This window comes from Parabacteroides caeci, from assembly GCF_023656795.1.
Taxonomy (GTDB): Bacteria; Bacteroidota; Bacteroidia; order Bacteroidales; family Tannerellaceae; genus Parabacteroides; species Parabacteroides segnis.
The window spans coordinates 17691-30228 of the sequence record NZ_JAMOKT010000076.1; the positions used below are offsets into that span (position 1 = coordinate 17691).

A 12538-nucleotide genomic window follows, 5' to 3' on the forward strand; every position below is an offset into this window, starting at 1 on the left:
ACAGGATGGAGCATTCCTGTCTTTTTCGTTTACATTTGATTACATGCTAATTAGTTCGATATGAAACCTTTCAGCCTGATAATGATATATTGTAAAGTATTATGTCTGGTAAATAATAGAACCATTCGTGCTATCAGAATTCATAATTACTACGAACGGTGAAAGAAGTGCTTTAAGATTGAATCTGTAAAAATCGCCAATTCATAGTCTGTTTTTTGTATAAAATTCGCCAATTAAAAAAATATGATTATCTTTGCACTATAATTTATCAAGGTATGGAAACAGTAAATAGAATACTTCAAGAGAAGATTACAGCACGAATTGCGCCCAATAAAGCAGTATTGATTTTTGGTGCTCGCCGTGTTGGTAAAACGGTAATGATGCGTAAAATTGTGGACAACTATTCTGGTAGGACGATGATGCTCAACGGTGAAGACTACGATACATTAGCACTGTTAGAGAATCGCTCAATTGCCAATTATCGGCATTTATTGGATGGTATCGATTTGCTGGCTATTGATGAGGCACAGAACATACCACAAATCGGTAGTATTCTGAAGTTGATAGTTGATGAAATACCGGGAATAAGCGTCTTGGCAAGTGGTTCTTCGTCATTCGATTTACTGAATAAGACTGGTGAACCTTTGGTTGGTCGCAGTACGCAATTTTTACTTACCCCTTTTTCGCAACGGGAAATAGCGCAAATAGAAACCCCATTTGAAACTCGTCAGAATCTCGAAGCCCGTTTAATTTACGGTTCATATCCTGAAGTAGTAATGATGGAGAACTATGAACGAAAAACAGACTACCTACGCGATATTGTCGGTGCATACCTGCTTAAAGATATCTTAGCAATTGACGGCCTAAAAAATTCGAGTAAGATGCGCGATTTGCTACGATTGATAGCTTTTCAGTTGGGTAGCGAAGTTTCTTACGATGAATTAGGTAAACAGCTCGGCATGAGCAAAACAACGGTTGAAAAATATCTTGACCTCTTGGAAAAAGTATTCGTTATATATCATCTTGGGGCTTACTCGCGCAATCTTCGCAAGGAGGTGACGAAAGCCGGGAAGTGGTATTTCTACGATAATGGCATTCGAAATGCGATTATAGGGGCTTTTTCACCGTTGGCTATTCGACAGGATGTCGGTGCATTGTGGGAGAACTACATCATCGGAGAGCGTCGTAAGGCGAATTTCAACGAAGGACTGCATAAGGAATTCTATTTCTGGCGCACTTATGATAAGCAAGAAATCGACTTAATCGAAGAGGGTGCAGACAGCTTGACGGCTTTGGAGTTCAAATGGGGAAACAAGATGCCCTATGCCCCGAAAGTGTTTCAAGAAGCATATCCCCATGCCGAGTTCCATGTTGTGAATAGGGAGAATTATTTGGAGTTTGTATAAAAACAAAAAATTATAGAAACATGTATTTGAGTAGTTTGCATATCAGACAGTTTAGAGTATTTGATGATATTACTCTCTATTTCAAGAATGGAATAAATATTCTGATAGGAGAAAATAATTCAGGTAAGACTGCAATTATAGATGCTCTGCGCATATGTCTCGGATGTGGAAAACCAGATAATTATATCTATATTCAAGAAAGCGATTTGCACGTCAATTCCACAGTCACAACTGAAAACAATACGACAATACAATTTGACTTGACATTTGAATTTGGAGATGCTCTGATTGAAAGAGAATGTTTCTATGATTTCATATCGCAAGATAAAGAAGATCCAGCCAAGCAAACAATACAATTACATTTGAAATTCATCCAAGAAAATAATGGGAAGAAAAAATATTTCAAACGGATGATATGGGGTGGAGATAATGAAGGACAGCAGGTTCCTTATGAATCTTTGCAAGAAATCTTTTATACATATTTAAGTCCACTAAGAGATGCCGTAAGCTGTCTGCGTCCTTATTCTTACGACAATAAGACATCTCAATTATTTAATCAACTTACAAAATACAATAAAGGAGAGGAAGAGATTGAGTTAAATGAAGAAAGAAAAGATTTGCTCGCTAAAAACTTGTACCATGTTTTTGAAGATGATGCTTCGGATTGGAAACATATTCTAACAACAGGAAAAAGTAAGGTCAATGCACATCTTGAAGGGACGGGAATAACTCGCAAACATCCCAACATAGAAATGCGTTATGTTGGACGGAAATTTTCCGATGTGGTACGAGGTGTCGAATTGAAATGTCCGGTGTACAAAACGATTGAGGATGGTCAAGAACAAAAGTATTTTGAATTGTATCAAAATGGATTGGGCGAGAATAATCTTATTTTTACGTCTGTGGTGTTAGGTGACCTTATCAATAGATGCGAAGATAATGCGCTGGAAATCTATAATGCATTGCTGGTGGAAGAACCCGAAGCACATTTGCATCCGCAATATCAGAATACGTTTTTTGAATATCTGAATGAACTACAAAGCAAAGGACTTCAAGTATTTGTAACATCGCACTCTCCGACGATTACGGCGAAATCGGATGTTAATAATATTTCGGTTTTACAACGAAAACAAAACATTGTACAATCATTTTCATTTGGTAAATTAACGGAAAGTGATTATCCGGCTGAGAGCAAACGGCATTTGCGAAAGTTCTTAGATACAACAAAAGCACAGTTATTTTTTGCTAACGGAGTATTATTGGTAGAAGGTGTCGCAGAAGCGATTATTATACCAATTCTTGCTAAAAAATTTCTCTCTGAGAAAATAGACCTGTGTAAAAGTGGAATCGAATTAGTTAATATTGGAGGGGTCGCATTCAATCATTTTGGGTTATTATTCAACAATGATGATGAGAGCAAGCGACTTTTATCAAAATGTGCGATTATTACAGACAGCGATCCCGAAGAAGATAAAGACAAATCCGACAGAGCGCAAAAAGCTAAAGATTTAGAGGGACAAAACCTGAAAGTATGTTTGGCTCCACATACCCTTGAATATGACTTGTTTGAACAATCGGAACACAACAAGAGTATAATGCGAGATGTATATCGAAAAATGCACGCTCAAACAGATGATTTAAGAGGTGATTTTAATGCCTCTACTTTAATGAAAAAACTCAAATCTAATAAGGATAAAGCGGAATTTGCATTACAACTCTGTGATAGATTAGAAACTGAAGTAGCGTTCGATGTACCCAATTATATAAAGGATGCTATTTTGTTCGTAGTACCCTCAGAATAAAAGTATGGATATTCAATTATCAGCACAACAACAAGCTGTTGTAGATTGCAACGAGTCGAGAATTATCGTGAAAGCCTGTCCGGGAAGTGGAAAGACTTTCTCTGTGGCTGCGCGTATGGCAAAACTTCTACGAGAGAATAATCTATCGAGACATCAAGGAATTGCAGCCATATCCTTTACCAACACCGCATGCGAGGTTATACAAAAAGAACTTAAAGAGACATTCGGTTGTCGGAATATAGGTTATCCTTCATTTATCGGGACAATTGATAGTTTCATAAATACGTACCTATTCCTGCCTTATGCTCATTTAGTTATGGGTTGTGATTGTCGTCCTGAAATAGTAGGGACAGAGTTCAATAAATGGTATGATTATGACGCTTCAAAAAGGGGATATAAAGGGAAAATCACCGATCCTAATTATTTTATAGATAAAGTTTCTTTCGACATAAATGGGGAACCTATTTCATTAATTCCAGAAAAAGAGTTTAATTTTTCTTGGCGCAAAATGAGAAATAAAAACGGACAATATAGGAAAGATGTTGCAGGGATTATTGAGGCTAAACGTATTCATTTTACACAAGGAAAAGCTAATCAAGCTGATGCAATATATTTTGCGTTCAGAGTATTGGATGAATATCCCTCAATAGCACAAAACATTGTTCGTCGGTTTCCGATATTGATAATTGATGAAGCTCAAGATACTACAGAGTTGCAAATGGCTATAATTGATAAATTATCTCAATACGGAGCGGAATCTATTATGTTGATTGGAGATCCAGACCAAGCTATTTTTGAATGGAATACTGCCAACCCACATTTATTTATGGAAAAATACAATAGTCCGGATTGGCTCTCGTTAGATCTGTCAGAAAATAGACGTAGCTCCGAAAAAATATGTCATTTGGCTAATCGTTTCTCTGGAAATTCAATGAGTTCAATATCATGCGACAAAGATTATGCAGAAGTTCCATGTCTTAAATATCATCTCAATACATTGGAATCAGTCAATCAAATTACTGATGACTTTATCGAAAAATGCAAAGAGATAGGATTGAACGAATCTGAATATGCGATTGTATTTCGAGGACAAAGTTTTGGGGCGACATACTTTGGGTTAGTAAATAATGATAATTCAGATGCTGTAAGACAAAGTAGTCCATGGAAAAATGGATACTACAGTGTTCGAGATATTGTGTATGGGAAATATCTGATTGATCAGGGGAAATATTCTGATGGATTGGCTCTTATTGAAAAAGGTTGTTACAAAACAAAAAAGCAAGTACGATATGTTTCTGCAAGTACGATACGAAGTAGAATAGCAGAAATAGGCTTTAGAACTCATCGAGAAAAATTATTAAAATTTATTCAAAAACTACCTCCGACAAATAAAACGTTGTCAGAGTGGATTACAGAACTTCAGCAAAAGGGAATAAATCTAACAGTTGAACTGGATAAAGCCAATGTCAGTATTGAATTGCTTTTTAGGACATCGAATAATCAATTACAACAAGAACGCCCCTATCTGAAAACAATTCATTCGGTAAAAGGCATGACATTGGAGGCTACTTTAGTATTTCTATCTAAAAAAGCTGTCCACACGAACTATGTAACGATTTTGAATAATCCTGCCAAGTATTCTGTTGATAATAATGAGGAACTCCGCATTGTGTATGTTGCATGTACACGACCTAAAAAGTTGTTATGGATAGCAGTTCCATCAGACGATATTGATTGCTGGAGAAATAAATTGTTCTAAGCAAAAACAGATGATAGCAAACCATATCGCATCATCTGTTTTTTATATTTAACTACCTAATAATCTACTTTAGAATAAATAAGCGAAAGGGATATATACACCAGCTCCGTCCGTTGTCATTGTTGTCCATTAGCTCTGTTATTTCTGCTGCAACAGATGTTTCAGGTTATCATCGTTGGCGATGCGCTCCAACTCGTCTACGACAATCTGCTTGACTTCCTCCTTGATGCGTCTGTAATTCGCCTGCACCGTTTCTTTCATGCAGTCGTTACCGTCCTCGTCCGTGAAGTCGGTAATGACGGGTATCTTCTTGTAGGCTTTTTCCTCACGTTTCACCTTCTCGACATCCACGACAATCTCACAGTGAAAAATCTTCTGCTCGATACGCTCGTTGAAGTTGTCGGACACCGAACCGACAAACATTCCCTGCGTCAAGCCGGAAATCTTGCTCGGCGGGATAAGCGCGTCCATCTGCGTGTTGATGGAGGTGGAAACGTCCTGCCGGTTAATGGAAATGGACTGCCGTTTCTGCAACACCTTTCCAAAGCGTTCGGACAGTGTCTTGGCAGTTTCGCCTACCACCTGCCCGGAGAAGATATTGCCGACGGTGTTCATCACTACCTTCGCTTCCTTGTCGCCATAGTCGCGCACCAACTGGCTGAAATCCTGAAAACCCAGACACACGGCAACCTTATTGCTTCGTGCGGTGGCGATAAGGTTATCCAACCCCTTGAAGTAAATCGTCGGTAGTTCATCTATAATGACCGATGACTTCAGCATCCCCTTCTTGTTAATGAGCTTCACGATACGGGAGTTATACAGACCGAGAGCCGCACCGTAAATATTCTGACGGTCGGGATTGTTACCCACGCACAGGATTTTCGGCTCTTCGGGATTGTTGATGTCCAGCGTAAACTCGCTGTCCGACATGACCCAATAGAGCTGTGGGGAAATCATCCTCGAAAGCGGAATCTTAGCCGACGCAATCTGTCCCATCAACTGCTCCGCTGCACCTCCAAGCCATGCGTCCATAAACGGCGAGAGGTAGTTCTCCAATTCCGGGTAAGAGGTCAGAATCGGAAAAATATCCTCGTAGCGGCGGTTCAAAAACTCAATGGCATGGGGAAACGTGCAATACTTACCACCCTTATAGATCTTGAGATACCATATAATGCTGGCGAATAAGATAATAGGTGATTCGACAAAGAAGTCGCCCTGCTTCTGCACCCACGTTTTGTTCAAATTTAACATTATCGTATAGGCACTTTCATAGGCGTCCGTAATATCCTCCATGAAATCCGGGTGGATGGGATTGCAACGGTGCGAGCGTCGCGGGTCGTCGAAGTTTATCACATAGAACTTCGGCTTCACCTTGTAGCCCTCCGGGTGGTTCAGTAGATGGTTGTAGGCTATCGTGGATAAGTCGCTGAATTTGAAGTCGTACACATACATCGAGAAGCCCTTTTCAATCTGCTGTTTGATGAAATTATTTACCACCGCATAGGATTTTCCACTGCCCGGCGTACCCAACACGATGGAAGCCCTAAAGGGATTCACAACATTGATCCAGCCGTTATTCCAACGCTTCTTGTAGTAAAACCGTGTCGGAAGATTGACCGAATACTCACTTTCGATAAGCCGTGTTTCCTGCATGAAGCTCTCATTCTCGTTGTTGAACACATCATCCATGAGGTTGTGCTTCAACAGGCGGCTCATCCAAAGACCGCCCATCAGCAGGCAGACATAACCTGCGCCAACGGTCAGGATATACAGTCCCGTCACCGCCTCTATCGGTAGCGGCAAAGCCAATATCCACCAGTTGAGGAAGATCAACACAAAGCCGGCGGCAAGAGCCGTCCAAATTCGTCCCCAAGTGATTTTCTCACCTTTCACGCCCTTTGTCCCTAGACAGGACAGGGCAAGCAGGAGGACGGCAAACAGTTTCGTGTATAGGATGGAACGGAACAGCCCCGCCGTGCGGTTGAAGTTCATCAGGATTCTGTCCACCACGCCGATGTCCACTCCCCAAAGCCGGATGGCTTCATAGCAGAACCAGTACACGTTCATGACCACTAAAATAATACTCACGGCACGCAGAAAATCCATGATTTTTGCCAATGCCCTCAAATCGTCTTCTTGTTGTGACATACATTGATTTTTTGATTGTTGATATTTTCGATTACATTCCCAAGCCCTTGCGCTTCTTCTTTTTCTTCTTGCGCTGCATCGCCCGGATGAAGGCTTCCTCCTCGGCGTCCACTGCCGGACCTTCGGGGGCAAACAGGTTCATTCCACCCGAATGGCTCTCGTATTCCCCTCCGGAATATCCTTGCCTGTTTTCCGGTTCCTCCACTGGAATGGAAAGCGGAATCGGCGGCTGTCCGGTATAAGGCAGCGTGAAGTGTTCCTGCAAGGCGTTGGCGGAAAGTTCCTTGCCCATGCGTGAGCCGTTCAACACGCAGCCCGTGCGGTTGTCGATGAATGTGGCTCCATAGATGCGCCCTTCCTCCGTGTAGCGCAGTACGGTGTCGATGCCCTTTCCTTTGAGGGTGGCTACAAACTTCTCCTTGTCATACGTGCCTTCCAGCACGGAAAGGACGGTGCGTTTCGTCATGTCAGCAAGTTTCCTGTCCTTAATCTCCTGCTTGGAACGGACAAACTTCTTCTGTACGGCTTCATAGCCGACGGACTTCCCGAACAGCGAGGACTTGAAAGGATTGCCGACCTTGTTGCCCTTATCGTCCGTAACGGAATAGACCAGCCCGTGATATTCACGTCCACGCACATTGCCATGCGCTTCTTCCACTGTCATATTATATAAGGAAAGAAGGGCGCGGTATTCGCCCATCGTCTGGAAGCGGTACTGCCCGCTGATAGCCTTGACGATATTTCCCGCCTGCTTCTTCACGTCGCCCGCAGAGGTATCCACCTTGCGGAGCGGATTCTCCAGTCGTACATTCTTATGTTCCGCCGGATGCAAGTCGTACTTCTGTTCCAATTCCCTACGGATGCGGTCACTGCGACGATAGAGGAAATCCCGGTTGAGCCGTTTTCCGTTCTCGTCCACATTGACCGTCACGATGTGCAGGTGGTGTCGGTCGATGTCCTCATGCTTGAAAACAAGGTAAGGCTGGTTCCCGAAACCGAGCTTTTCCAGATACTCGCGGGCTATATCCTGCAATTCCGTATCAGTCAGCACATCCTCCGGATGCGGATTGAGCGAGATATGTACCACCGGTTTCTCCACTTTCATCTGTGGTGGCATGAAGGTGATAAAACCCTCCATCGCCTTGCTGATGTCCACCTTTCCCGAACCGTCATTGTAGATGCGGTTGGTGGTGAGCAACCGCCCTCGCGCTTCGTTGATCTTTTCCCCGTTATAGGCAATCGCGCCGTACAACGAGTTTCCTACACTGATTTTTGCGACCATTTCGCCTCCATTTCTCTCGACAATTCCACAATCTTGCGGCTCAGTTTCACGAGTTCTACGGTATGTTGCTCCAGCTTGTAGAGCAATGCCATCGCCTTTTTCTCGGAAAAATGCAGCCTCAGTTCCTTCACGACTTGGTTGTAGTTCGTGCCTATCGCGCGGAACTGCGCGTGAAAATCGGACAGCTTGGTGTAATAATCCACCAGCGTCTTATCCACTTTCAGCACTTTGAACGGCTGTCCGAAGAAGTGCGCCTTCAGGAAAACTGATTTGGCGTAAACGCCCGATTTCTCGAACATGGAGAGGAAACGGTTGTGTTCCTCCTCGTTGAAACGGACGGTGTAACGGAATATCGCCGGATCAAGTTTGGGATTTCTCCCGGTCTTGTTCTTTCTTTTTTCACTCATATTACTTTGGATTTAGCGGATTGACGGCATAAGCCGCCGCTTCAAGGCACAGACACCGTAGGTTTGAAAGGATTTCCGACTTCGGAGGGAATCCCGCCCCCTGCAAGGGCAAGTGCTTTTCGTGGCTGCTCAAAATATTTTGAGCGGCTGAAAAGACATCTTGCTATGTTCAGGTGAACATAAAAATCCGTCAGGGGACGGATTGGGGGAATGCCTCTCAAACTCCGGGCTGCGCCACCTGCGGCGAACCCTGCCGTTCGGGTGCAAAGTTACGCCCTTAACACAATCTGAGACAGAGGCTTGACCCGGACAATCGGTGCCAACCGGCGCAACGTGCTGCCACTTGCCGGAGAAGTGATACGGATTCAAAAATATCATTGTTTATTTGCAGCATGATTCAAGGAACGAACGATTTGAAGATATGGAAAAAGGAACTTTCAAATACACGGCAAACCGCTTCGGCGGATATTTGCCGAACCGAATATCCACACCGCCGGATACCCGGTTTTACAATGACACGGTGATTTACGGATTCAATGACTTCATGACGCAATGCCGTCATTCACCGGTTATCCGAATCCCGGCTTCACCATTGAAGCGGATACGTGACGAACCGCCCGGATAATGATTCGCGGACGCGGATATGTGCGTCACCGATTCCGTACGGGAACAAGAAAACAATTCATCAACAATTAAAACCAATAGAACAATGAGTAATGAAATCTTCGTTGCATTCGCAACACAAAAGGGAGGCATCGGCAAATCGACCGTCACGGCACTTGCAGCCAACTACCTCCACAACGTGAAAGGCTACAATGTCGCCGTCATAGACTGCGACGCACCGCAACACAGCATCCACGGGCTGCGTGAGCGCGAGACGAAACTTATCGACGAGAGCCTTTATTTCAAGGCACTCGCGTGTGACCATTTCCGCAAGGTCAGGAAGAACGCCTATCCGGTCATCGCAAGCGACGCCCTCAACGCCCTCGACGACGCGGAGAGGATGCTTGCCGAAGAAGAAGTGAAGCCGGACATCGTGTTCTTCGATATGCCGGGAACGCTGAAAAGCAACGGCGTGGTAAAAACCCTCTCGCAGATGGACTACATCTTCGCGCCCATGAGTGCCGACCGCTTCGTCGTGGAAAGCACCCTGCAATTCGCCGCGATATTCCGTGACAACCTCATGACGACGGGACAGGCGAAAACAAAAGGGCTGTACCTTTTCTGGACGATGGTGGACGGCAGGGAGAAGAACGGGCTGTATGATCTGTACGAGGATGTGATTGCCGAAATGGGCCTGTCCATCCTTTCCACCCGCCTGCCCGACAGCAAGAAGTTCCGGCGCGACCTCTCGGAAGAACGTAAGAGCGTTTTCCGCTCGACCATCTTCCCGATGGACGCGTCCCTGCTGAAAGGGAGCGGCATCCGTGAGTTCTCGGAAGAGATCAGCCGTATCATCAAACCTCAGTGAACATGGGCAGCAGGAAAGTGAACACCGAAGGCATCGACGAGGAACTGTTGATAGCCTCCATCGGCAGACGCAAGCAGGACGGAACCCTGTACCGCGCGCAGGAGCCGCCCGTGCCTGCCCCCGAAGAAGAGAGCGTCCCGGAAACGGAACAGCCGCCCGCGCCGTCCACGGCAAGGGAGAAACCGCAGAAAGACACCGCCCGCCGCAAACGGCAGGATGACGACTATTCCGGTCTGTTCCTCCGCCGCAACGAGTTGAAGACGCGCCAGTGCGTCTATATCAGCCGCGATGTCCACAGCAAGATTCTCAAAATCGTGAACGACATCGCCGGACGGGAAATCTCTGTTGGCGGCTACGTGGACACCGTGCTGCGCCAGCATCTGGAACAGCACAAGGAGAGAATAAACGAACTGTACAAGAAACAACGTGAAGATTTAATTTGAATATGGATATGAATCAGGAAAAGAACCAGAAGAACAGAAGCCCGCAACAGGACGGCGGGAGTATGCTTGCCCAAGTGCAGGCGAGTGTGGAAATCCTTTCTCCCGTGCCGGTTAGCGGCAAATGCGGCGAAAAGGACTATGAACGGCTTTTCATCCGCGAACCCGAAGTAAAGGCACGCGAGGGAAAGATGGCGTATGTGCGCCCGGAGTATCACGACCGCATCATGCGCATCACCTGCGTAATCGGGCATGACAGGCTATCGCTGTCCGCCTACATCGACCATGTGCTTACGCACCACTTCAGCCAGTGCGAGGAGGCGATAAAAAGTCTTTACGCCCAGAATTACAACGCAGTATTTTAACCATCAAAAAGAAACAGACATGAAAAGAAAAAAGAATGGCTATCGCGCCTTCCTGAAAAAATCAGGCTTCAAGGCAAGGGAGGGAAAACAAGTGTCCATCAGCAAAGAGACCCATGACAAGGTTGCCATGATTGTCCGCCTGCTGGGTGACGGTGAGGTCACGATCGCCGATTTCACAGAGAACGTGGTAAGCGAGTTCCTCCGTACCCACCGTGACGAGCTGAACCGTATGTTGAACGCACTCCCCAAAGTCGAACTATGAGCATGACGATGATTCTCCTGACCGTATCGGTCGGCTGTAACCTGTGGTTCCTGTTCCTGCTGCTCTACGACCGCATCATGGAAATGAAGCTCGTCCGCTTCTTCAGAAGCATTGCCGGACTGTGGCGGTCATTAGGCGGCACGGCGGCAAAGCAGGAAACAACAACGGAAACACCTCCCGCAGAAACATCGGATGTTATCGGCAAGAGCCGTTTCAGGATGGCTTCGACCCGGACAACCGCTGCCATACCGACGCAAGAAGCCGCCACTTCGGAAAAAGGCATTGAGCTGTCGGAGGAAGAGGCTACTTTTGACGACGGAAACACGGAAACCGTCTCACGCCCGGTGCAAGTCCCGGAAGATAAGCTCGACGAAACTTTCACGAGCATTCAACCTTCGGAGCTGGAGTTCGGGGAGGATGAGCCGGAAGAGAATGATCCGGATTTGCCGAGGGCTTCGGGAAGCAGCTTCGACGAGATAGACGATGCGGTCAGGGCTGCCAAGAACCCGGAAGCGACAAAGAAAGAATGTGAGCGTGCGGCAAAGGTCTTCTCCGACATGGAAGGAACGGAACTGTACGAAAAACTGATGTCCGGCTCGACTGAAATGAGCATCCGCATCAAGGGGCTTATCGAAGTCCGGCTGAAGAAACCGAAAAAGGAATTTACCGTACCCGACAACATTGACGAGTTCAATATCCGGGATTATGTATAACAACGACTAAAAAAGAATGGAAATGAAAACGTAAAATGACGACACCCATGCGCACGGCAGTACAAGGTACAGCCAACCCGCAACGGACACGCCCAAGTCTGTGGAAACAAACGGGCGACCACTAAACCAAAGAAAAGTAACCAAGTATCAACCGCCCGACAAAGGACTATCCACCCTTTGAACGGCACAAAACAAGAACAGTTTATGAACAAGAACATCAAGAACGCTTTGAAAAGCAAGAAAACAATCCTCTCTGCGGCACTTGTGATCGCCGCAACCGCCTCCGCTTTCGCGCAGGGCAACGGTTTGGCAGGCATCAACGAAGCCACCTCTATGGTGAGTTCGTATTTCGACCCCGGCGTGTGACACGTAAACTGTGTAAGTGATTGTGCAACTTTAGCTTAGAGAAGCATTGATTGCACCTGCAATTCCGTTTGCAGTAGTCTGAGGGTACGTGCATTATGAGTAATCATTTTGTGCGAA

12 protein-coding genes and 1 pseudogene are annotated in these 12538 nt (G+C 45.5%); 10 read left to right on the forward strand and 3 right to left on the reverse strand.

All coding sequences use genetic code 11. From position 1 onward, the window contains the following. The first annotated feature begins 275 nt into the window (after window positions 1–275). The 3 genes from NBH15_RS25290 to NBH15_RS25300 are packed head-to-tail and all read left to right on the forward strand — an operon-like array spanning window position 276 to window position 4967. A complete protein-coding gene (locus NBH15_RS25290; RefSeq protein WP_250823865.1) occupies window positions 276–1406 on the forward strand; it encodes an ATP-binding protein in 1131 nt (376 codons plus the stop codon). 20 nt (window positions 1407–1426) lie between these two features. Continuing rightward, window positions 1427–3208: an ATP-dependent nuclease gene (locus NBH15_RS25295; protein ID WP_250823866.1), complete on the forward strand. Its 1782-nt coding sequence runs from the start codon at window positions 1427–1429 to the stop codon at window positions 3206–3208. Window positions 3209–3212: 4 nt separating this feature from the next. After that, window positions 3213–4967, forward strand: coding sequence for a UvrD-helicase domain-containing protein (locus NBH15_RS25300; protein ID WP_250823867.1), 1755 nt, complete (start codon window positions 3213–3215; stop codon window positions 4965–4967). 138 nt (window positions 4968–5105) lie between these two features. Here NBH15_RS25300 and mobC read toward each other — a convergent pair whose 3' ends face one another. The 3 genes from mobC to mobA are packed head-to-tail and all read right to left on the reverse strand — an operon-like array spanning window position 5106 to window position 8804. Next, window positions 5106–7115 carry a conjugal transfer protein MobC gene (gene mobC / locus NBH15_RS25305; RefSeq protein WP_250823868.1) on the reverse strand — a complete coding sequence of 670 codons (2010 nt, stop codon included), beginning with the start codon at window positions 7113–7115 and terminating at the stop codon, window positions 5106–5108. A gap of 31 nt (window positions 7116–7146) precedes the next feature. Beyond that, the gene (gene mobB / locus NBH15_RS25310; RefSeq protein ID WP_250823869.1) at window positions 7147–8397 is read right to left on the reverse strand and encodes a conjugal transfer protein MobB; all 1251 of its coding nucleotides are present in this window, start codon (window positions 8395–8397) and stop codon (window positions 7147–7149) included. Continuing rightward, on the reverse strand, window positions 8376–8804 hold the full coding sequence (gene mobA, locus NBH15_RS25315; protein WP_250823870.1) for a conjugal transfer protein MobA: 429 nt from the start codon (window positions 8802–8804) through the stop codon (window positions 8376–8378). Before mobA ends, mobB begins: the two co-directional genes overlap by 22 nt. A gap of 421 nt (window positions 8805–9225) precedes the next feature. Here mobA and NBH15_RS25320 point away from each other — a divergent pair, with 421 nt between their 5' ends. From NBH15_RS25320 to NBH15_RS25350, 7 genes and pseudogenes are all read left to right on the forward strand, one after another. Further along, complete coding sequence (locus NBH15_RS25320; RefSeq protein WP_250823871.1) at window positions 9226–9429, forward strand: hypothetical protein; 204 nt, start codon at window positions 9226–9228, stop codon at window positions 9427–9429. Between the two features lie 84 nt (window positions 9430–9513). Then, complete coding sequence (locus tag NBH15_RS25325; RefSeq protein ID WP_443146964.1) at window positions 9514–10275, forward strand: ParA family protein; 762 nt, start codon at window positions 9514–9516, stop codon at window positions 10273–10275. Window positions 10276–10277: 2 nt separating this feature from the next. Further along, window positions 10278–10718 carry a DUF3408 domain-containing protein gene (locus tag NBH15_RS25330; RefSeq protein ID WP_250823873.1) on the forward strand — a complete coding sequence of 147 codons (441 nt, stop codon included), beginning with the start codon at window positions 10278–10280 and terminating at the stop codon, window positions 10716–10718. Window positions 10719–10726: 8 nt separating this feature from the next. Beyond that, on the forward strand, window positions 10727–11080 hold the full coding sequence (locus NBH15_RS25335; protein WP_250823874.1) for a DUF3408 domain-containing protein: 354 nt from the start codon (window positions 10727–10729) through the stop codon (window positions 11078–11080). Further along, window positions 11061–11342 (forward strand): DUF3408 domain-containing protein, encoded by a 282-nt coding sequence (locus tag NBH15_RS25340; protein WP_287624904.1) that lies wholly within the window; start codon window positions 11061–11063, stop codon window positions 11340–11342. The genes NBH15_RS25335 and NBH15_RS25340 overlap by 20 nt, the downstream gene beginning before the upstream one ends. Beyond that, window positions 11339–12055, forward strand: a complete 717-nt coding sequence (locus tag NBH15_RS25345; protein ID WP_250823876.1) for a conjugal transfer protein TraD — start codon at window positions 11339–11341, stop codon at window positions 12053–12055. The genes NBH15_RS25340 and NBH15_RS25345 overlap by 4 nt, the downstream gene beginning before the upstream one ends. Window positions 12056–12259: 204 nt before the next feature. Then, window positions 12260–12415: pseudogene (locus NBH15_RS25350) on the forward strand (DUF4134 family protein); the annotation flags it as partial. Between the last annotated feature and the right edge of the window lie 123 nt (window positions 12416–12538).

Bases quoted from the DNA above. Each gene is read 5' to 3' on its own strand.
- NBH15_RS25295 (WP_250823866.1), top strand. From the start codon at position 1,427: ATGTATTTGAGTAGTTTGCATATCAGACAGTTTAGAGTATTTGATGAT.
- NBH15_RS25335 (WP_250823874.1), top strand. From the start codon at position 10,727: ATGAATCAGGAAAAGAACCAGAAGAACAGAAGCCCGCAACAGGACGGC.
- NBH15_RS25325 (WP_443146964.1), top strand. From the start codon at position 9,514: ATGAGTAATGAAATCTTCGTTGCATTCGCAACACAAAAGGGAGGCATC.
- NBH15_RS25300 (WP_250823867.1), top strand. From the start codon at position 3,213: ATGGATATTCAATTATCAGCACAACAACAAGCTGTTGTAGATTGCAAC.
- mobC (WP_250823868.1), bottom strand. From the start codon at position 7,115: ATGTCACAACAAGAAGACGATTTGAGGGCATTGGCAAAAATCATGGAT.
- NBH15_RS25345 (WP_250823876.1), top strand. From the start codon at position 11,339: ATGAGCATGACGATGATTCTCCTGACCGTATCGGTCGGCTGTAACCTG.
- NBH15_RS25330 (WP_250823873.1), top strand. From the start codon at position 10,278: ATGGGCAGCAGGAAAGTGAACACCGAAGGCATCGACGAGGAACTGTTG.
- mobB (WP_250823869.1), bottom strand. From the start codon at position 8,397: ATGGTCGCAAAAATCAGTGTAGGAAACTCGTTGTACGGCGCGATTGCC.
- mobA (WP_250823870.1), bottom strand. From the start codon at position 8,804: ATGAGTGAAAAAAGAAAGAACAAGACCGGGAGAAATCCCAAACTTGAT.
- NBH15_RS25320 (WP_250823871.1), top strand. From the start codon at position 9,226: ATGGAAAAAGGAACTTTCAAATACACGGCAAACCGCTTCGGCGGATAT.
- NBH15_RS25290 (WP_250823865.1), top strand. From the start codon at position 276: ATGGAAACAGTAAATAGAATACTTCAAGAGAAGATTACAGCACGAATT.